Source organism: Pseudomonas sp. Ag1 (genome assembly GCF_000278565.1).
Classification (GTDB): Bacteria; Pseudomonadota; Gammaproteobacteria; order Pseudomonadales; family Pseudomonadaceae; genus Aquipseudomonas.
The window spans coordinates 117604-136420 of the sequence record NZ_AKVH01000112.1 but is presented as its reverse complement, the minus strand read 5'-3'; the positions used below and the strand labels follow the sequence as shown (position 1 = coordinate 136420).

Annotated in this window: 16 protein-coding genes; 11 read left to right on the top strand and 5 right to left on the bottom strand. The window is 61.4% G+C overall.

Features of this window, described 5'->3' with window-relative positions; translation table 11 throughout:
* Window positions 1-68: 68 nt before the first annotated feature.
* Window positions 69-2555 carry a circularly permuted type 2 ATP-grasp protein gene (locus A462_RS02645; RefSeq protein WP_008439084.1) on the top strand — a complete coding sequence of 829 codons (2487 nt, stop codon included), beginning with the start codon at window positions 69-71 and terminating at the stop codon, window positions 2553-2555.
* On the top strand, window positions 2555-3445 hold the full coding sequence (locus tag A462_RS02650; protein WP_003217471.1) for a transglutaminase family protein: 891 nt from the start codon (window positions 2555-2557) through the stop codon (window positions 3443-3445). Before A462_RS02645 ends, A462_RS02650 begins: the two co-directional genes overlap by 1 nt.
* Before the next feature lie 70 nt (window positions 3446-3515).
* On the opposite strand, the gene A462_RS02655 is transcribed toward A462_RS02650, so the two are convergent.
* Together A462_RS02655 and A462_RS02660 are read right to left on the bottom strand one after the other, a co-directional pair.
* Window positions 3516-3695 (bottom strand): hypothetical protein, encoded by a 180-nt coding sequence (locus tag A462_RS02655; protein ID WP_003217470.1) that lies wholly within the window; start codon window positions 3693-3695, stop codon window positions 3516-3518.
* A gap of 68 nt (window positions 3696-3763) precedes the next feature.
* Window positions 3764-4351 carry a TIGR00730 family Rossman fold protein gene (locus tag A462_RS02660; RefSeq protein ID WP_003217468.1) on the bottom strand — a complete coding sequence of 196 codons (588 nt, stop codon included), beginning with the start codon at window positions 4349-4351 and terminating at the stop codon, window positions 3764-3766.
* 337 nt (window positions 4352-4688) lie between these two features.
* On the opposite strand from A462_RS02660, the gene azu reads away from it, so the two are divergent.
* Window positions 4689-5135 carry an azurin gene (gene azu / locus A462_RS02665; RefSeq protein ID WP_008439083.1) on the top strand — a complete coding sequence of 149 codons (447 nt, stop codon included), beginning with the start codon at window positions 4689-4691 and terminating at the stop codon, window positions 5133-5135.
* Window positions 5136-5403: 268 nt separating this feature from the next.
* On the opposite strand, the gene nadE is transcribed toward azu, so the two are convergent.
* The 3 genes from nadE to A462_RS02680 all read right to left on the bottom strand — a co-directional run bounded on the left by nadE (window position 5404) and on the right by A462_RS02680 (window position 8571).
* On the bottom strand, window positions 5404-6231 hold the full coding sequence (gene nadE, locus A462_RS02670) for an ammonia-dependent NAD(+) synthetase (RefSeq protein ID WP_003217462.1): 828 nt from the start codon (window positions 6229-6231) through the stop codon (window positions 5404-5406).
* Window positions 6232-6234: 3 nt separating this feature from the next.
* The gene (gene pncB, locus A462_RS02675) at window positions 6235-7449 is read right to left on the bottom strand and encodes a nicotinate phosphoribosyltransferase (protein ID WP_003217456.1); all 1215 of its coding nucleotides are present in this window, start codon (window positions 7447-7449) and stop codon (window positions 6235-6237) included.
* A gap of 225 nt (window positions 7450-7674) precedes the next feature.
* The gene (locus A462_RS02680) at window positions 7675-8571 is read right to left on the bottom strand and encodes a LysR family transcriptional regulator (protein ID WP_003217454.1); all 897 of its coding nucleotides are present in this window, start codon (window positions 8569-8571) and stop codon (window positions 7675-7677) included.
* 154 nt (window positions 8572-8725) lie between these two features.
* Here A462_RS02680 and amaB point away from each other — a divergent pair, with 154 nt between their 5' ends.
* From amaB to A462_RS02720, 8 genes are all read left to right on the top strand, one after another.
* Entirely contained in the window at window positions 8726-10216 is a 1491-nt protein-coding gene (amaB, locus tag A462_RS02685) for an L-piperidine-6-carboxylate dehydrogenase (RefSeq protein ID WP_008439082.1), read from the top strand.
* Window positions 10217-10386: 170 nt separating this feature from the next.
* A complete protein-coding gene (gene amaA / locus A462_RS02690; RefSeq protein WP_008439081.1) occupies window positions 10387-11670 on the top strand; it encodes an L-pipecolate oxidase in 1284 nt (427 codons plus the stop codon).
* Between the two features lie 376 nt (window positions 11671-12046).
* Window positions 12047-13183: a branched-chain amino acid ABC transporter substrate-binding protein gene (locus tag A462_RS02695; RefSeq protein ID WP_003217449.1), complete on the top strand. Its 1137-nt coding sequence runs from the start codon at window positions 12047-12049 to the stop codon at window positions 13181-13183.
* A gap of 253 nt (window positions 13184-13436) precedes the next feature.
* The gene (locus A462_RS02700; protein WP_003217447.1) at window positions 13437-14351 is read left to right on the top strand and encodes an ABC transporter permease subunit; all 915 of its coding nucleotides are present in this window, start codon (window positions 13437-13439) and stop codon (window positions 14349-14351) included.
* Between the two features lie 2 nt (window positions 14352-14353).
* Entirely contained in the window at window positions 14354-15631 is a 1278-nt protein-coding gene (gene livM, locus A462_RS02705) for a high-affinity branched-chain amino acid ABC transporter permease LivM (RefSeq protein WP_003217445.1), read from the top strand.
* Window positions 15628-16503 carry an ABC transporter ATP-binding protein gene (locus tag A462_RS02710; RefSeq protein ID WP_003217442.1) on the top strand — a complete coding sequence of 292 codons (876 nt, stop codon included), beginning with the start codon at window positions 15628-15630 and terminating at the stop codon, window positions 16501-16503. Before livM ends, A462_RS02710 begins: the two co-directional genes overlap by 4 nt.
* On the top strand, window positions 16500-17216 hold the full coding sequence (locus A462_RS02715) for an ABC transporter ATP-binding protein (protein WP_003217439.1): 717 nt from the start codon (window positions 16500-16502) through the stop codon (window positions 17214-17216). The genes A462_RS02710 and A462_RS02715 overlap by 4 nt, the downstream gene beginning before the upstream one ends.
* 824 nt (window positions 17217-18040) lie before the next feature.
* Window positions 18041-18808, top strand: a complete 768-nt coding sequence (locus A462_RS02720; protein WP_008439080.1) for an SDR family oxidoreductase — start codon at window positions 18041-18043, stop codon at window positions 18806-18808.
* The last annotated feature ends 9 nt before the right edge of the window (window positions 18809-18817 follow it).

The window sequence follows — 18817 nt, the reverse complement described above, 5'->3', positions numbered from 1 at the left end:
CCGCTCCCACAGTTGGATCGCGTGGTTTGTGAGTTAATTCGACTTCCCTTGCCTCTGCCGAGCGTTCCATGCCCGACTTGCTCGACCGTTACCCGCTGACCGCGGGCACTTATCACGAACTGCTGGACGACAGCGGCGCGGTTCGCGCCCATTGGCAGCGGCTGCTCGATCACTTGCAACGCAGCACCCCGGCGCAACTGGCCCAGCGCCAAGCCTTGCTGACTCGGCAGATCCAGGAAAACGGCGTGACCTACAACGTCTACGCCGACCCCAAGGGCGCCGATCGCCCCTGGGAGCTGGACCTGCTGCCCCACGTGCTGGCCGCCGATGAATGGAAGCAACTCTCCGCCGGCATCGCCCAGCGTGCGCGCCTGCTGAATGCAGTACTGGCCGACCTCTACGGCCCGCAACGCTTGATCGCCGAAGGCTTGCTGCCGGCAGAACTGGTGTTCGGCCATAACAATTTCCTGTGGCCGTGCCAGGGGATCCAGCCGCCCGACGGCGCGTTCCTGCACCTGTACGCCGTGGACCTGGCGCGTACGCCGGATGGCCGCTGGTGGGTCACCGCCGACCGGACCCAGGCCCCGTCCGGCGCCGGTTATGCTTTGGAAAACCGCACCATCGTGTCCCGCGCCTTCCCGGACCTGTACCGCGACTTGCAGGTGCAGCACCTCACCGGGTTCTTCCGCACCCTGCAGGAAACCCTGGCCCGCCAGGCGCCGAGCGACGACCAGCCACCGCTGATCGTGCTGCTGACCCCGGGCCGTTTCAACGAAAGCTATTTCGAGCATCTGTACCTCGCCCGCCAGCTTGGCTACCCGCTGGTGGAAGGCGGCGACCTGACCGTGCGCGACGCCACGGTGTACCTCAAGACCCTCAGCGGCCTGCGCCGGGTGCACGCGATCATGCGCCGCCTGGACGACGACTTCTGCGACCCGCTGGAACTGCGCACCGACTCGGCCCTCGGCGTGCCCGGCCTGCTGGATGCCGTGCGCCAGGGCAATGTGCTGGTGGCCAACGCCCTGGGCAGTGGCGTGCTGGAATCCCCTGGCCTGTTGGGATTTCTGCCGAAGATCAATCAATTCCTGTTTGGCGAAGAGCTGATCCTGCCGTCCATCGCCACCTGGTGGTGCGGTGAGCCGCCGGTGCTGGCCGAAGCCCTGGAGAAACTGCCGGAACTGCTGATCAAGCCGGCGTTTCCGTCGCAAAGCTTTACCCCGGTATTTGGCCGCGACTTGAACGACGAACAACGCGAGGCCCTGGCTGAGCGCATGCGCGCGCGGCCTTACGCCTATGTCGCCCAGGAACTTGCGCAGTTGTCCCAGGCGCCGGTCTGGCACACCGTTGACGATCACCTTCAGCACCGCGCCATCGGCATGCGTGTGTACGCCGTAGCCAGCGCCGACGGTTATCGGGTACTGCCCGGTGGCCTGACCCGTGTGGCCGCCGATGCCGATGCCGAAGTGGTGTCGATGCAGCGCGGCGGTGCGAGCAAGGACACCTGGGTGCTCGGCGAACGCGCCCACGGCACCGAGCAATGGCGCGCCCAGCGGGCCATCGGCGCCCATGACCTGGTGCGGCGTGATCCGTACCTGCCGTCGCGGGTGGTGGAAAACCTGTTCTGGTTTGGCCGTTATTGCGAGCGCTGTGATGACAGTGCGCGCTGGTTGCGGATCGTCCTCGCCCGCTATGTCGACGGAGACGACCCGCTGGCGCTGCAGGCGGCGGTTGAACTGGGTGAGAACCTGCGACTGTTGCCGGAGGAGGGCGAGTTGCCTGAGCGGCTTCAGGCGGCGTTGCTCGGTGACGACTGGCCGTCGAGCCTGCGGGCCAACTTGCAGCGCTTGCAGTGGGCGGCGTCCCAGGTGCGCGGCAAGCTGTCCCGGGAAAACTGGCAGGCGCTGGTGGAGTTGCAGCGCGAAGCCCTGGACCTGGAAAGCGAAGAGCCGGACTTCGGCGAACTGCTGGATTTCCTCAACCGCCTGGTGATGTCCCTGGCCGCGCTGTCGGGCTTTGCCCTTGACGACATGACCCGCGACGAAGGCTGGCGCTTCCTGATGATGGGCCGGCGCATCGAGCGCCTGCAGTTTCTCAGCAGCAGCCTGGCGGCGTTCCTGCGCGGCGTGGCGGTGTTCGATCAGGCCGGGCTGGAGTGGTTGCTGGAACTGGGCAACAGCAGCATCACCTATCGTTCGCGCTACCTCGCGGTACCGCAGCTGATTCCGGTGCTGGACCTGTTGCTGCTGGATGAGCAAAACCCTCACGCAGTGCTGTTCCAGCTGAAACTGGTGAGCCGCACCTTGCGTCGCTTGAATGACGATTTCAGCGTGCCCCGGGAAACCGGGTTGGCGCCGTTGGTGGAGCGCCTGGCGCGCTTTGACCTGGGCTGCCTGGAGAATCCGCTGTTCGGCGAGTCCAGTGTGCGCGCTGCGCTGGACGGCCTGGCCGACCTGCTGCAAGCGGTGGCCGATGAAAGTGGGCAAGTCTCGGATCGCCTGGCCTTGCGCCATTTTGCCCATGTGGACGATGTCAGCCAGCAAACGGTGTCTGTGTGATGAGTGCCCGCTACCAGATTTTCCACGATACCCATTATCACTACGACAGCCCGGTGTCCCTGGCCCAGCAGCTGGCGCACCTGTGGCCGCGGCCTTGCGCCTGGCAGCGCTGCAGCTCGCAGCAACTGGAGATCAGCCCCGAGCCGACCTCGCGCCGGGATGAACTGGATGTGTTCGGCAACCCGATCACCCGGCTGGCATTCGAGCGGCCCCATGATGAACTGCTGGTGAACGCCGGGCTGACAGTGGAGGTGTTGGCGCGGCCGCTGCTGGATTTCAGCCTGTCGCCGGCCTGGGACCAGACCCGCAACGGCCTGACCTACAGCAGCCAGCCGCTGTCGGCCGAAGTGATCGAGGCGTGCCGCTATCGGTTCGAATCGCCCTATGTGCATTTGAAGAAAAGCTTCGTCGAGTTCTCCGAAGACTGTTTCCCGGCCGGTCGTCCGTTGCTGTTGGGTGTGCAGGCGCTGATGCAGAAGATCTTCAGCGAATTTACTTTCGATGCCGAAGCCACCCAGGTCGCCACGCCGCTGGTGGAAGTGCTGGAGCGCCGGCGCGGCGTGTGCCAGGACTTCGCCCACCTGATGCTCGCGTGCCTGCGTTCCCGGGGCCTGGCGGCGCGGTATATCAGTGGTTACCTGCTGACCCAGCCACCGCCCGGCCAACCACGGTTGATCGGCGCGGATGCGTCCCACGCGTGGGTGTCGGTGTTTTGCCCTGTGTCGGGTTGGGTGGATTTTGACCCGACCAACAATGTGCAGCCGGCACTGGAACACATCACCCTGGCCTGGGGCCGGGACTTTTCCGATGTTTCGCCGTTGCGGGGGGTGATTCTGGGGGGAGGGAGCCATGACCCGGAAGTGCGGGTGACGGTGATGCCGCTGGAGTAATGCACATATCTCAAATCGGGACGCGGAGCGCCCCAGGATGCATTCCCACGCGGAGCGTGGGAACGATCACCTATTCAGCGTCTTTCGGTGCTTCGGTTTCGTCTGTAGCCACTGTACCTTCAGCATCCGGGTTCAGTGCACCGGCTTCTTCGTCGGCTGCAATTTTCTTGCGCTGCAGCTTTTCCTCTTTCTTCTGCTCTTTGGCCAAGTCTCTCTGACGTTTGGCGAAGGAGTAATTAGGTTTTGCCATGGGCGATCCTCTGGGGTCGAAGGTGAGGTTGAGCGGCGCGTATTCTGCCTTTAATCGCGTCCCAAGGGTTAATCGGGTTTTTGGTCCACCCATTTGGGCAGGACCAGCGGTTGCCAGGCATCCAGTACGTCAAGCAGCTCAGCCGGCGATTCGCTCATTTGCAGCATGGCACGATGCGGTGCCCGGACGAAGCCTTCGCCGACGATATGATCAAGAAAATCGGTCAACTTGCGGTAAAAACCGTTCACTTCGAGCAAACCCAGCGGTTTGCCGTGGTAGCCGAGCTGGCCCCAGGTCCAGACTTCGAACAGTTCTTCCAGGGTGCCCAGGCCGCCCGGCAGCGCAATAAAGGCGTCGCTCAGCTCGGCCATGCGTGCCTTGCGGGCGTGCATGCCGTCGACCACCTCCAGGCGGGTCAGGCCTTTGTGGCCGATTTCGAGGTTTTTCAGGCTTTCGGGAATAATTCCGATCACCTCGCCGCCGGCTTCCAGCGCCGCATCGGCGACGATACCCATCAGGCCCACGGCGCCGCCGCCGTACACCAGGGTCAGCTTGCGCTCCGCCAGCGCGCGCCCGAGGGCCACGGCTGCTTCACGGTAGGCCGGGTTGGTGCCGCTGCTGGCACCGCAAAACACACAGACAGACTTCAAGGACATACCTGACTCCACTCAGTTGTGGCTAAAGAGTAAAGGCTGGCTTGCGTCTCTCAAAGGATTAAACCTCGCGTTGAGGTGTTTCGCAGGTGCCGCTGGCACCACAGGCATAGGCGGCAAGCAGGCTGCGGAACAGGCTATTGAGGTGCATGGCTGGGACTCCGGAAGGGTGATGGACCGATCATAGGCCGGCACCCGCACTTTGGCCGGTAGATTGTGTCGATGAGTCTGATAGCCTAAAGTTGTATACAATCTGTTGATACAGATCATATGAAGTCCTGCCTGACTCAGGCACCCTTGTCGCAATATGCGTTTTTTAAACCCTGCCCTGGAGATTCACATGTTTGCCAAACTCGTTGCTGTTTCCCTGCTGACTCTGGCTAGCGGCCAGTTGCTTGCTGCAGAGTGCAAGGTCACTGTCGACTCCACTGACCAGATGTCCTTCAACACCAAGGCCATCGAAATCGACAAGAGCTGCAAGACGTTCACCGTTGAGTTGACCCACTCCGGCAGCTTGCCGAAAAACGTCATGGGCCATAACTGGGTGCTGAGTTCCGCCGCCGACATGCCTGGCATCGCCAGCGACGGCATGGCTGCCGGCATCGACAAGAACTACCTGAAAGACGGTGACACCCGCATCATCGCCCACACCAAGATCATCGGTGCAGGCGAGAAAGACTCGGTGACCTTCGATGTGTCGAAGCTGGCGGCAGGCACTGACTACGCGTTCTTCTGCTCGTTCCCAGGCCACATCTCGATGATGAAAGGCACTGTGACCCTGAAGTAAGCAATCTTCAGGCAAAAAAAAGCGCCCTTCGGGGCGCTTTTTTTGCCTGTAGGCAGGCTGCTCTTGTGGCGAGGGAGCTTGCTCCCGCTGGGCTGCGGAGCAGCCCCAATAAGCTCACCGCGTAGCATCAGAAAAAGCAGTAAGCAGGTTTCAGGGGCCGCTTCGCGCCCCAGCGGGAGCAAGCTCCCTCGCCACAGCAAGCTCTTTCACCACAGCAAGCTCCGTCACCACAACAAGCCCTTTTGCCAGAATGAGCCGCTACGTCAGATCAGGGTGCAAACGGCATTACTCGCTTGTGCTCGGTCTTGCGATAGGTGTCGCAGATGATCTTGAAGGCTTCCTCGCGCACCGGCTCGCCGTGCAGGAACGCGTCGATCTCGGCATAGGTCACGCCATGGGACGCCTCGTCCGGCTTGCCCGGCGACAGGTCTTCCAGGTCGGCCGTCGGGATCTTCTCTACCAGCGATTCCGGAGCACCAAAGTGCCGGGCAATCGCGCGCACCTGGTTCTTCACCAGCCCGCTCAGCGGTGCCAGGTCGCAGGCACCGTCACCGAACTTGGTGAAAAAGCCCATCACGGCTTCCGCCGCATGGTCGGTACCGATCACCAAGCCACCGGCCGCGCCGGCGATGGTGTACTGCGCCACCATGCGCATGCGCGCCTTGGTGTTGCCCAGCACGAAGTCCCGGGAGACTGCGGCCTTGCCTTCAAACGCCGCCACTTCGTTGGCCAGGGATTTCACCGCCGGGCCGATGTTCACTGTGTGGCGCTCGTCGGGCTCGATAAAGTCCACGGACGCCTGGGCGTCGTGTTCGTCGAACTGGGTTTCGTAGGGCAGGCGCACCGCGATAAAGCGGTACGCATCGTCACCCTTGGCAGCCCGCAACTCTTGCATTGCACGCTGGGCCAGCAGGCCGGCGGTCAGGGAGTCGACGCCGCCGCTGATGCCCAGCACCAACGTCTTGAGGCCTGAATTGAGCAGGCAATCCTGGATAAAGGTAACGCGCCGGGCGACCTCCGCCTCAAGGGCGGCCTGGTCCTTGAACGGTGGTTGGACCTTGAGCTGTTCAGCAATCTCGCGCTGTACGGCTTGCATGATTCACTCCTTGCTGGGTAGGGCAGGTACTTTGAAAACGTGGCGCAAATAGGCGACAAAGTTCGGATCGGTGCAGTGGGTCTTGCCCGCTTCATCGGAAATCTTCGCGACGGGCTGGCCATTACAGGCAGTCATTTTAAGCACGATGCTCATCGGTTCCACACCTGGAATATCACAGGTCAGGTTGGTGCCGATGCCGAAGCTCACATTGATCCGACCACGCAGCGCGCGGAAAATCTCCAGCGCCTTGGGCAGCGACAGGCTGTCGGAGAACACCAGGGTCTTGCTCATGGGCTCGATCCCCAGCTTGTGATAGTGGGCGATCGCCTTTTCGGCCCATTGCACCGGGTCACCGGAGTCGTGGCGCAGGCCGTCGAAGAGCTTGGCGAAGTACAGGTCGAAATCGCTGAGAAACGCATCGGTGGTGATGCAATCGGTCAGGGCGATGCCCAGCAGGCCACGGTACTCGCGCACCCAGCAGTCGAGGGCGGCGATCTGGCTGTCGATCAGGCGCGGGCCGAGTTGCTGGTGGGCCATGATCCATTCGTGGGCCATGGTGCCCAGCGGCTTCATGTTCAGCTCGCGGGCCAGGTGCACGTTGCTGGTGCCGACAAAACGCCCGGGGAAGTCGTGCTTGAGCACGTTCACCACTTCTTCCTGCACGCGGTAGGAGAAGCGTCGACGCGTGCCGAAATCCGCGACCTGCAGTTCGGACAGTTCTTCGACGCTGGCGTTGGCCGTCAGCCAGTCGAACTTGCGATACAGCTGCTCGCGGGCCTGTTCGAGGATCACGCTCTGGTAGCGATAGCGGTTACGCACTTCGCTGACGATGGCCAGCATCGGCACTTCAAACAGGATCACGTGCAGCCATGGCCCGCGCAGGCGGATAAACAGCTCACCGTTTTCGATACCGGTGTGCACGTAGCGCAGGTTGAAGCGAAACAGCCCGAGGAAACGCAGGAAATCCGGCTTCATGAAGCTGATGCGTTCCAGGAAGCCCAGTTGGTCGGGGCTCAGGCTCAGCTCGGCGAGGCGCTCGATCTGGTAGCGGATCTCCGCCAGGTACGGGCGCAGGTCTTCACTGTTGCGGCAACGAAACTCCCATTCAACTTCCACGTTCGGGTAGTTGTGCAGCACCGCCTGCATCATGGTCAGCTTGTAGAAGTCGGTGTCGAGCAGGTTCTGCACGATGCGATCGGCAAACACACTCTCGCTCATAACGGGAATCTCCAGACGGGTCGACGATGGGCGCCGACCTTTACGCACAATTAAGGAATGGCGCTAGTGGCGCATAGACCTGTGCTGTTTTGCCAGTGTTTTTTCAGCTGGGCATTGTTGTGTGGCCCCTGACGCCTTCGCGAGCAAGCCCGCTCCCACATTTGAAATGCGTTCCAAATGTGGGAGCGGGCTTGCTCGCGAAGGCGGTATTGCAGGCAACGCGCCTCAATCAGACTCAACCTGCTCCATCATCCACTTCACAAAATCCCGCACCTTGGGCACTTCCGCCGAGTGCTCGGGGTAGGCCAGGTAGTACGCATCCTGGCTCGGCATCGCATGCTGCCAGGGGATCACCAGCTTGCCTTCGGCGAGCTCTTCTTCCACCAGAAACCTGGGCAGCAGCGCCACACCGCAGCCAACCTGTGCGGCGCGAATGCACATATAAAAGGTCTCGAAGCGCGGCCCATGGTAGCTGTGCTCGGTGTGATGACCCTGGGCGGCGAACCAGTCATGCCAGCCTTGCGGGCGCGAGGCGTTTTGCAGCAACACCAGTTCGCTCAGTTGCGTGGGATCGGTAAATGCTTGGGCGGGCAGGCTGTCGGGTGAGCACACGGGCACCAGTTCTTCGCTGAACAGCTTGAGGCTCTCGGTGCCGGGCCGTGAGCCCTGGCCAAAGTAGAAGGCCAGGTCGGCCTTGCCTTGCAGCAGCTCGTCGGGCTCCTGTTCGTTGCACAGGTCCAGGTGAATCTGCGGATGGCGCAGTCGCCAGCCCTTGAGGCGCGGCACCAGCCAGCGGGCGCCGAAGGTGTAGGGCGTGGACACCCGCAGCACTTCAGTCTCGCCGCCGTAGGAGCGCAGGTAATGGGTGGACATCTCCACCTGGGTGAGGATCTTGCGCACTTCCACCAGGTACAGATCGCCCGCCGGGGTCATCTGCAAGCGGCGGCGCACCCGGCGAAACAGCAGGTGCTGCAACAGTTCTTCCAGCTGCGCGACCTGTTTGCTGACAGCGCTCTGGGTGAGGTTCAGCTCTTCGGCGGCGCGGGTAAAACTCAGGTGGCGGGTGACCGCTTCGAAGCACTGCAGGGCGGTGATCGAGGGCAAATGTCTTTTATTCAGCACGGCACGCCTCTTTTTGTTCTTAGCATGAATAAACGGAATGATATCTCGCCTAATCGTCGTTTGTTGGCAAGTCTTGGGCCAGCTACAAATAAGGTCTGGATCGCCGCGACCGCTGGCGGCGCAAATTTCTGTTTGTAGATTGAAGGAGTGACCCATGGTTGCCGCATTGCTTGATCGTCTGGGGGTAAACCCGGCGCTGTACCAGTCGGGTAAACAACCCGTGCATTCGCCCATTGATGGCAGCCGGATTGCCAGTGTGCACTGGGAAGGCGCCGCCGAGGTGGAGCAGCAGGTCAGTCGCGCCGAGCATGCATTCGAGGCCTGGCGCAAGGTGCCGGCCCCCCGTCGTGGTGAGCTGGTGCGCCAGTTCGGCGACGTGTTGCGCGAGTACAAGGCCGACCTCGGCGAGCTGGTGTCGTGGGAAGCCGGCAAGATCACCCAGGAAGGTTTGGGTGAAGTGCAGGAAATGATCGACATCTGCGACTTCGCCGTCGGCCTGTCGCGCCAGTTGTACGGCTTGACCATCGCCTCCGAGCGTCCGGGCCACCACATGCGTGAAACCTGGCACCCGCTGGGCGTGGTTGGCGTGATCAGCGCCTTCAACTTCCCGGTCGCCGTATGGGCGTGGAACACCGCGCTGGCGCTGGTGTGCGGCAACGCAGTGATCTGGAAACCGTCGGAAAAAACCCCGCTTACCGCCCTGGCCTGCCAGGCACTGTTCGAGCGCGTACTGAAGAACTTCAGCGATGCGCCGCCGTACCTCAGCCAGGTGATCATCGGTGGCCGCGATGCCGGCTCCGCACTCGTGGATGACCCGCGTGTTGCGCTGATCAGCGCCACCGGCAGCACCCGCATGGGCCGCGAAGTAGCGCCGAAAGTCGCTGCACGTTTTGCCCGCAGCATTCTCGAACTGGGCGGCAACAACGCGATGATCCTCGGCCCAAGCGCCGACCTGGACATGGCCGTGCGCGCGATTCTGTTCAGCGCCGTCGGTACCGCCGGCCAGCGCTGCACCAGCCTGCGTCGGCTGATCGCCCATGAGTCGGTAAAAGAGGAAATCGTCACCCGCCTCAAGGCTGCGTATTCCAAAGTGCGCATCGGCCATCCGCTGGAAGGCAACCTGATCGGCCCGCTCATCGACAAGCACAGCTTCGAAAACATGCAGGACGCCCTGGAGCAGGCCTTGAGCGAAGGCGGCCGGGTGTTTGGCGGCAAGCGCCAGTTGGAAGACACGTTCCCCAACGCTTACTACGTGTCGCCGGCCATCGTGGAAATGCCGGAGCAGAGTGATGTGGTGTGCACCGAGACGTTCGCGCCGATTCTGTATGTGGTCGGCTATACCGATTTCGCTGAAGCGCTGCGCCTGAACAATGCAGTGCCACAAGGCCTGTCTTCGTGCATCTTTACCACTGACGTGCGCGAGGCCGAGCAGTTCATGTCGGCGGTGGGCAGTGACTGCGGGATCGCGAACGTCAACATCGGCCCGAGCGGCGCGGAGATTGGTGGCGCGTTTGGCGGTGAGAAAGAGACCGGTGGCGGGCGTGAGTCGGGCTCGGATGCATGGCGCGGGTACATGCGTCGCCAGACCAACACCGTGAACTACTCGCTGGAACTGCCGCTGGCCCAGGGCATTACCTTCGACTGATACCTCAAGTCGGAGTGAGGTCAATGTGGGAGCGGGCTTGCTCGCGAAAGCGGTGTGTCAGTCAACGAATGCTTATCTGATCCACCGCTTTCGCGAGCAAGCCCGCTCCCACATTTGACCGTATTTACAATTCGGAAAAGTGGTTTGTTAGGTCTCATCGGAGTCTGGCAATGGCATTACGCGAAGCATGTTTGTGGGAACAACTCACCCCTGGCCGGCCGGATCGCGCTGCGCTCAAGGGCGAGGTCAAGGTGGATGTGTGCGTGATCGGCGCCGGGATCACCGGTTTGTCGGCGGCCATTCACCTGCTGGAACAAGGTAAAAGCGTCGCCGTACTCGAAGCCCATCGCACCGGCCACGGGGGTTCGGGGCGCAACGTGGGGCTGGTCAACGCCGGGATGTGGATACCCCCGGACGAGATCGAAGCCGGTTTCGGCGAAGCGGTAGGCAGCCAGCTCAACCGCATGCTCGGCGCGGCACCGTCCCTGGTGTTCAGCCTGATCGACAAATACAACATCGATTGCCAACTGCGCCGCGAGGGCACGTTGCACATGGCGCATAACGCCCGTGGCGAGGCGGACCTGCGCAGTCGTGAAGAACAATGGAAGCGTCGCGGCGCACCGGTGGAGCTATTGACCGGCGCAGCCTGTGAGCAAGCCACCGGTACCAAAAAGATTGCTGCCGCCTTGCTGGATCGACGTGCCGGCACCTTGAACCCAATGGCCTACACCAGCGGTTTGGCCAATGCCGCAGTCGGCCTGGGCGGGCAGTTGTTTGACCATTCCCCGGTCACCCGACTGGAACGCCAGGGTCAGCACTGGTCTGTGCAAACTGCCCAGGGCTCGGTGCAGGCCGAACAGGTGGTGATCGCTTCCAACGCCTACACCGAAGGCGAATGGACCGAGCTGCGCCGCAACTTTTTCCCCGGTTATTACTATCAGGTGGCGTCGGCCCCGCTGACCGACGAAGCCGCACAACAAATTCTCCCGGGCGGCCAAGGCTCCTGGGACACTCGCCAGGTACTCAGCAGCATCCGCCGCGACGCCGAAGGCCGCCTGCTGCTCGGCAGCCTGGGTAACGGCAACCAGAAACCCGCGTGGTTCCTCAAGGCCTGGGCCGATCGGGTGCAACAGCACTACTTCCCGTACCTCAAACCGGTGCAGTGGGAGTGCACCTGGACCGGCTGCATCGCGTTCACCCCGGACCACTTGATGCGCCTGTTCGAGCCGGCGCCCGGGCTGGTGGCGGTCACCGGTTATAACGGGCGCGGGGTGACGACCGGCAGTGTCGTGGGCAAAGCCTTCGCGGATTATCTGTGTCACCAGGATCCACAGGCACTGCCGATCCCCTTTGCGCCGATGCAGCCGTTGGCCGGTGTGGGCCTGCGCAGCTGTTTGTACGAGGCGGGATTCTCGCTGTATCACGCGGGCCAATGCCTGCGGATCGTGATCTGATCAACGAAATACCCCTCAGAAGCCTGCATTTTCTTAGCCGGCTACTAATCTGTATTGGTGCGAGTCGTAGCAGTAACGCACTGTAAATGTGCACTTCCGTTACGCACGCTGTTACATGTTTAAGGGTGGCCGTTTAGTGGCCGGGTTGCAGTGCTTGATTGGTCGGGTTGCACTTTATAGGTCCAATGGTTGCACCTGGTTGAGATAGACGGTTGCACGTCCAATCAAAAGGCGCCCAAAAACCTGCAATAACAATGACACCGTGTCTTTTTGAATAATAAAAACGTAATGGCACGACGCTTGCTCTGGGCTTTCTCCGAAAGTTTTTGAAGTGAAGCTGCAGTGCCAATTCAACAAAAACCTCGGAGCACCACTCATGTCCCAGACGTTTTACAAGAAAGGTTTTCTAGCCCTCGCCGTTGCTGCGGCGCTGGGTGTTTCTGCGTTTGCTCAAGCTGATGTGAAGATTGGCGTAGCGGGGCCGATGACCGGCGCCAACGCGGCATTTGGTGAGCAGTACATGAAAGGTGCCCAGGCGGCAGCCGATGTCATCAACAAGGCCGGCGGCATCAACGGCGAGCAGATCAAGCTGGTGGCCGGCGATGACGCCTGCGAACCCAAGCAGGCCGTGGCCGTGGCCAACCGCTTGGTTGACCAGGACAAAGTGATTGGCGTGGTCGGGCACTTCTGCTCGTCGAACACTATCCCTGCCTCCGAGGTGTATGCCGATGCGGGCGTGATCATGATCACCCCGGGCTCAACCAACCCGCAGGTTACCGAGCGTGGCCTGTCGGCCGTGTTCCGCATGTGTGGTCGTGACGATCAGCAAGGCATCGTGGCCGGCGACTACATCGTCGACGTGCTCAAGGGCAAGAAAGTTGCCGTTATCAACGACAAGGACACCTACGGCAAAGGCCTGGCCGACGCCACTGCGGCGCAGTTGACCAAGCGCGGTGTGAAGCCGGTGCTGGAAGAAGGCCTGACCCGTGGCGAGAAAGATTTCAGCGCCTTGGTCACCAAGATCCGCTCCACCGGTGCTGACGTCGTGTACTTCGGCGGCCTGCACCCTGAAGCCGGCCCACTGGTTCGGCAGATTCGTGAAGCCGGCCTGAAAGACGTCAAGTTCATGTCCGACGACGGCGTGGTGACCGACGAACTGGTGGCCACCGCCGGTGGTGCACAGTATGTGGATGGCGTGTACATGACCTTCGGCGCCGACCCACGCCTGCTGCCAGACAGCAAGACCGTGGTGGAAGAGTTCCGCAAAAATGGCACCGAGCCTGAAGGCTACACCCTGTACGCCTACGCCTCGATCCAGGCCCTGGCCGCCGGTTTCAATGGCGCCAAGTCCGACAAGGGCGAAGACGCAGCCAAATGGCTGAAATCCCACCCGGTCAAAACCGTCATGGGCGAGAAGAACTGGGACGCCAAGGGCGACCTGAAAATCTCCGACTATGTGGTTTACCAGTGGGACAAGGACGGCAAGTATCACCAGCTGGAAAAGCAGAAGTAATAGTTAGCGCGATGGGTTAGACGCCACTTGACCCTGTGGGAACCGGGCTTTTGTGGGGGCTGGCTTGCCTGCGATAGCGTCACCTCGGGTTGACTGACATTCCAAGGTGTCGCTATCGCGGGCAAGCCCGGCGCCCACACACGCCAGCTCCTACACGGGGACTTGGTTGCCAGCCCCTTTTGTGTCTGTCTTTTCCTCCTAGAAGATCCGCACACCCACAGGTGTGCAGGCTCTCACTGCGTGAGATTGCGTTATGGATGGTATTTTCCTGCAGCAACTGGTCAATGGGCTGACCCTCGGGTCGGTCTATGGCTTGATCGCCATCGGCTACACAATGGTCTATGGCATCATTGGCATGATCAACTTCGCCCATGGCGAGGTTTATATGATTTCCGCTTACCTCGCGGCGATCAGTCTGGCACTGCTGGCTTACTTCGGCATCGAATCCTTCCCGCTGCTCATCCTTGGCACCCTGATCTTCACCGTCGTCGTCACCGGCGTCTACGGCTGGGTCATCGAGCGTGTCGCCTACAAACCGCTGCGCAACTCCACCCGACTGGCACCGCTGATCAGCGCCATCGGTATTTCGCTGATCCTGCAGAACTACGCGCAGATCGCCCAGGGCGCCAAGCAACAAGGCATCCCGACGCTGCTGGCCGGCGCCTGGAGAGTCGATATCGGCACCGGCTTCGTGCAATTGACCTACACCAAGGTGTTCATCCTGGTGGCCGCGTTCGTCGGCATGGGCCTGCTGACCTACATCATCAAGTACACCAAGCTCGGCCGCATGTGCCGCGCTACCCAGCAAGACCGCAAGATGGCGTCGATCCTCGGTATCAACACCGACCGGGTCATCTCCTACGTATTCGTGATTGGTGCCGCCATGGCCGCGCTGGCCGGTGTGCTGATCACCCTGAACTACGGCACGTTCGACTTCTATGCCGGCTTCATCATCGGCATCAAGGCATTTACCGCAGCGGTACTCGGCGGCATCGGCTCCCTGCCTGGGGCCATGCTGGGCGGGATCATCCTGGGTATTTCCGAGTCGCTGTTCTCGGGGTTGATCAACTCTGACTACAAAGACGTGTTCAGTTTCTCCCTGCTGGTGGTGATCCTGATTTTCCGTCCCCAGGGCCTGCTCGGTCGCCCACTCGTGGCGAAGGTATAACTATGTCTGCTGCCTACTCTATCGATATCAAGAAAAGTGTCGTCGATGCGGTACTCGCCGGGTTGATTTCGCTGATCGTGTTCGGTCCGATCGTCGGCGTGGTCCTCGACGGCTACAGCTTCAACCTGCAACCGGCGCGTGTCGGCATCCTGGTGGCCATCGTGATGGTCGGCCGGTTCGCCATGAGCCTGTTCCTGCAAACCCCAAGGGGCCTGCGGATTCTGCAAGGGTTTGAAAGCACCGGCTCCGGTGTGCATGTACTCAAGCCGGACTACAAGTCGCGCCTGCGCTGGATCATCCCGGCGTTGATCGTGATTGCTATCGTGTTCCCGTTCTTTGCCAACAAATACCTGCTGACCGTGGTGATCCTCGGGTTGATCTACGTGTTGCTGGGCCTTGGCCTGAACATCGTGGTCGGCCTGGCCGGGCTGCTCGACCTGGGTTACGTGGCGTTCTACGCCATCGGCGCCTATGGCCTGGCGCTGGGTTACCAGTACCTCGGCCTGGGCTTCTGGTCGGTGCTGCCGCTGGCGGCGATTTGTGCGGCGCTGGCGGGGTGCATACTCGGGTTTCCGGTGCTGCGAATGCACGGCGATTACCTGGCGATCGTGACCCTGGGCTTCGGTGAAATCATCCGCCTGGTGCTGAATAACTGGCTGTCGTTTACCGGTGGCCCGAACGGCATGCCGGTGCCGTCGCCAACGTTTTTCGGCCTGGAGTTCGTGCGCAAGGCGAAGGATGGCGGGGTGCCGTTCCACGAGTTCTTCGGCATCGACTACAACCCCAACATCAAATTCCTGTTCATCTACATCGTGCTGTTCCTGGTAGTGCTGCTGGTGCTGTACATCAAGCACCGCCTGACCCGCATGCCGGTGGGCCGCGCGTGGGAAGCCTTGCGCGAAGACGAAATCGCCTGCCGTTCCATGGGCCTCAACCACGTGCTGGTGAAGCTCTCGGCGTTCACCATCGGCGCGTCCACTGCCGGTCTGGCCGGGGTGTTTTTCGCCAGCTACCAGGGCTTCGTCAACCCGTCGTCGTTCACCTTCTTCGAGTCGGCGCTGATCCTCGCCATCGTGGTATTGGGCGGCATGGGCTCGACCGTCGGCGTGGTAATTGCCGCGTTCGTGCTGACGGTGGCGCCGGAGCTGCTGCGCAGCTTCTCCGAGTACCGCGTGCTGCTCTTCGGCGTGTTGATGGTGGTGATGATGATCTGGCGACCACGAGGCCTGATTCGTATCAGCCGTACCGGTGTTGTCCCGCGTAAAGGAGTGGCGCCATGAGCAAGGAAGTCGTTCTTTCCGTGGAACACCTGATGATGCACTTTGGTGGCATCAAGGCCTTGAGCGACGTAAGTCTCAAGGTCAAGCGCAACTCGATCTTCGCCCTGATCGGTCCCAACGGTGCCGGCAAGACCACCGTGTTCAACTGCCTGACCGGTTTCTACAAAGCCTCCGGCGGCAAGATCGAACTCAATGTGCGCGGCAAGCAGACCAACGTGATCCAACTGCTGGGCGAGCGCTTCAAGGCCACCGACTTTGTCTCGCCGAAAAGCTTCGTCAGCCGGGTGTTCTACAAGATGTTCGGCGGCACTCACCTGGTGAACCGGGCGGGTTTGGCGCGCACCTTCCAGAACATTCGCCTGTTCAAGGAAATGTCGGTGGTGGAGAACCTGCTGGTGGCCCAGCACATGTGGGTCAACCGCAACATGCTCGCGGGCATCCTCAATACCAAGGGCTACCGCAAGGCTGAAAGCGACGCCCTCGACCATGCGTTCTACTGGCTGGAAGTGGTGGACCTGGTGGACTGCGCCAACCGCCTGGCCGGCGAGCTGTCCTACGGCCAGCAGCGCCGCCTGGAAATCGCCCGTGCCATGTGCACCCGGCCGCAGATTATTTGCCTCGACGAACCGGCCGCCGGCCTCAATCCCCAGGAAACCGAAGCCCTCAGCGCGATGATTCGCCTGCTGCGGGACGAGCACGACCTGACGGTGGTGCTGATCGAACACGACATGGGCATGGTGATGAGTATTTCCGACCACATCGTGGTGCTGGACCACGGCAACGTGATTGCCGAGGGCGGGCCGGAAGCGATCCGCAATGATCCGAAGGTGATCGCGGCTTATCTGGGCGCTGACGAAGAGGAGCTGGTATGAGTGAGCCAATCCTCGAACTGAAAGACCTGGACGTGTTCTACGGCCCGATCCAGGCCCTGAAGAAAGTTTCGCTGCACATCAACGAAGGCGAAACCGTGAGCCTGATCGGCTCCAACGGCGCGGGTAAATCCACGCTGCTGATGTCGATCTTTGGCCAGCCACGGGCCGAGTCCGGGCAGATCATCTACCGCGGCGTCGACATTACCCACAAATCGTCCCACTACATCGCCTCCAATGGCATTGCGCAGTCGCCGGAAGGGCGGCGGGTGTTCCCCGACATGACCGTCGAGGAAAACCTGCTGATGGGCACCATCCCGATTGGCGACAAGTTCGCCACCGAAGACATGCAGCGCATGTTCGAGCTGTTCCCGCGGCTCAAGGAGCGGCGCAACCAGCGGGCGATGACCATGTCGGGTGGTGAACAGCAGATGCTTGCCATCGCCCGCGCACTGATGAGCCGGCCCAAGCTGTTGCTGCTGGACGAGCCGAGCCTGGGGCTGGCGCCGATCGTGGTGAAGCAGATCTTTTCCACGCTGCGGGAGCTGGCGTCTACCGGCATGACCATCTTCCTGGTGGAGCAGAACGCCAACCATGCGCTGCGGCTGTCGGACCGGGCGTACGTGATGGTCAACGGCGAGATTCGCCTTACCGGCACCGGCAAGGAGCTGCTGGTGAATGAGGAGGTGCGTAACGCCTACCTCGGCGGGCATTAAGTCGTTCGCAGGTCCAATGTGGGAGCGGGCTTGTGTGGGAGCGGGCTTGCTCGCGAAGACGGTGGGTCAGTCACATGTGCATTGACTGATACGCCGCTTTCGCGAGCAAGCCCGCTCCCACACAAAGCCCGCTCCCACATTTTTTTGCGTCGCCTGCAGGCTTTCCTGAAATTGTGGACAACAAATCCGGGCACCTGCCAAAGCGCGACATATAGCCGCCGCAAATCCCTGTTTTGTCACAGTTTTGACTTGTCCCCAAGCACTGTGGAACCGGCTGTGGGTAACGTGGGAGTAGCTGGCTGGAGGCCTTTGTTTTCGTGGCTTGCAGCGTGGTGGTTGTTTATTGATCAGTGAATTTTTCGTGACCACCCGAGGGGTTTGTCAACCTGTTTAAAGACACAGGTATATGACCGGAATATGTCACTACGGCCTGTGGATAAGTCTGTGACTAAACTCTGGAAAGAGTGCCGCAGAGGCCGGAATGACTGGCCTGGAGCCATCGTCCTAGTTGCACCGTTTTGAACCGGGCTACATACGGGCTGCGCAAGGTCAAGCAAAAAACTTTTTGAATCGCGCTGAAAGCCTTGTGTAGCGCGGCTTTCAGCTTTTGTACTTGCCCCCAAAGACTGTGGACGGGGCTGTGGATAAGGTGCGCGCACATGGCTGCACGCCACGGCCTGTATGGCTTTCGGGCGATTGGTTGAATTTCGTACAGCATGAGCGGCATTCACCTTTGTCCACAGCGTGTATCAGTTGCCGCCAGCCCGGCAGCCGGGCATTCTGCTGGCTGATTTTTTACCTCGTAGCCCCGCAAGGAGAACACCATGTCCGATACGCTGTTTATTACTGGCGCGACCTCCGGTTTTGGCGAAGCCTGTGCCCGCCGTTTTGCCGAAGCCGGCTGGAAACTGGTGCTCACCGGCCGCCGCGCAGAGCGCTTGAACGCCCTGTGCGCCGAGCTTTCCAAGCAGACCGAAGTGCTCGGCCTGGTGGTGGACGTGCGTGACCGCAAGGCCATGGAAGAGGCGATCGCCAACCTGCCGCCGTCCTTTGCCACGCTGCGCGGGCTGATCAACAACGCCGGCCTGGCGGTGGGCACCGACCCTGCGCCGAAGTGCAGCCTCGACGATTGGGAAACCATGGTCGACACCAACATCAAGGGCCTGCTGACCACCACCAGCCTGCTGTTGCCGCGCCTGATCGCCCATGGCCGTGGCGCCGGCATCATCAACCTCGGTTCCATTGCCGGCAGCTACCCGTACCCGGGCAGCCACGTGTATGGCGGCACCAAGGCCTTCGTCAAACAGTTCTCGCTGAACCTGCGTTGCGACCTGCAGGGCACCGGCGTGCGCGTGACCAACATCGAGCCGGGCCTGTGTGAGAGTGAGTTCTCGCTGGTGCGCTTTGCCGGTGACCAGGCGCGTTATGACGCGACTTATGCCGGTGCCGAGCCGATCCAGCCGCAGGACATTGCGGATACGATCTTCTGGGTGCTTAACACCCCGGCACACGTGAACATCAACCGCCTGGAGCTGATGCCAGTGAGCCAGACCTGGGCCGGGTTTGCGATTGAGCGTGGCGCCAAGGCCTAAGTTCGTCGA

What these genes read in the sequence shown, in the direction of transcription:
- A462_RS02645 (WP_008439084.1), top strand. Translation starts at nt 69, where the DNA reads ATGCCCGACTTGCTCGACCGTTACCCGCTGACCGCGGGCACTTATCAC.
- A462_RS02650 (WP_003217471.1), top strand. Translation starts at nt 2,555, where the DNA reads ATGAGTGCCCGCTACCAGATTTTCCACGATACCCATTATCACTACGAC.
- A462_RS02655 (WP_003217470.1), bottom strand. Translation starts at nt 3,695, where the DNA reads ATGGCAAAACCTAATTACTCCTTCGCCAAACGTCAGAGAGACTTGGCC.
- A462_RS02660 (WP_003217468.1), bottom strand. Translation starts at nt 4,351, where the DNA reads ATGTCCTTGAAGTCTGTCTGTGTGTTTTGCGGTGCCAGCAGCGGCACC.
- azu (WP_008439083.1), top strand. Translation starts at nt 4,689, where the DNA reads ATGTTTGCCAAACTCGTTGCTGTTTCCCTGCTGACTCTGGCTAGCGGC.
- nadE (WP_003217462.1), bottom strand. Translation starts at nt 6,231, where the DNA reads ATGCAAGCCGTACAGCGCGAGATTGCTGAACAGCTCAAGGTCCAACCA.
- pncB (WP_003217456.1), bottom strand. Translation starts at nt 7,449, where the DNA reads ATGAGCGAGAGTGTGTTTGCCGATCGCATCGTGCAGAACCTGCTCGAC.
- amaB (WP_008439082.1), top strand. Translation starts at nt 8,726, where the DNA reads ATGGTTGCCGCATTGCTTGATCGTCTGGGGGTAAACCCGGCGCTGTAC.
- amaA (WP_008439081.1), top strand. Translation starts at nt 10,387, where the DNA reads ATGGCATTACGCGAAGCATGTTTGTGGGAACAACTCACCCCTGGCCGG.
- A462_RS02695 (WP_003217449.1), top strand. Translation starts at nt 12,047, where the DNA reads ATGTCCCAGACGTTTTACAAGAAAGGTTTTCTAGCCCTCGCCGTTGCT.
- A462_RS02700 (WP_003217447.1), top strand. Translation starts at nt 13,437, where the DNA reads ATGGATGGTATTTTCCTGCAGCAACTGGTCAATGGGCTGACCCTCGGG.
- livM (WP_003217445.1), top strand. Translation starts at nt 14,354, where the DNA reads ATGTCTGCTGCCTACTCTATCGATATCAAGAAAAGTGTCGTCGATGCG.
- A462_RS02710 (WP_003217442.1), top strand. Translation starts at nt 15,628, where the DNA reads ATGAGCAAGGAAGTCGTTCTTTCCGTGGAACACCTGATGATGCACTTT.
- A462_RS02715 (WP_003217439.1), top strand. Translation starts at nt 16,500, where the DNA reads ATGAGTGAGCCAATCCTCGAACTGAAAGACCTGGACGTGTTCTACGGC.
- A462_RS02720 (WP_008439080.1), top strand. Translation starts at nt 18,041, where the DNA reads ATGTCCGATACGCTGTTTATTACTGGCGCGACCTCCGGTTTTGGCGAA.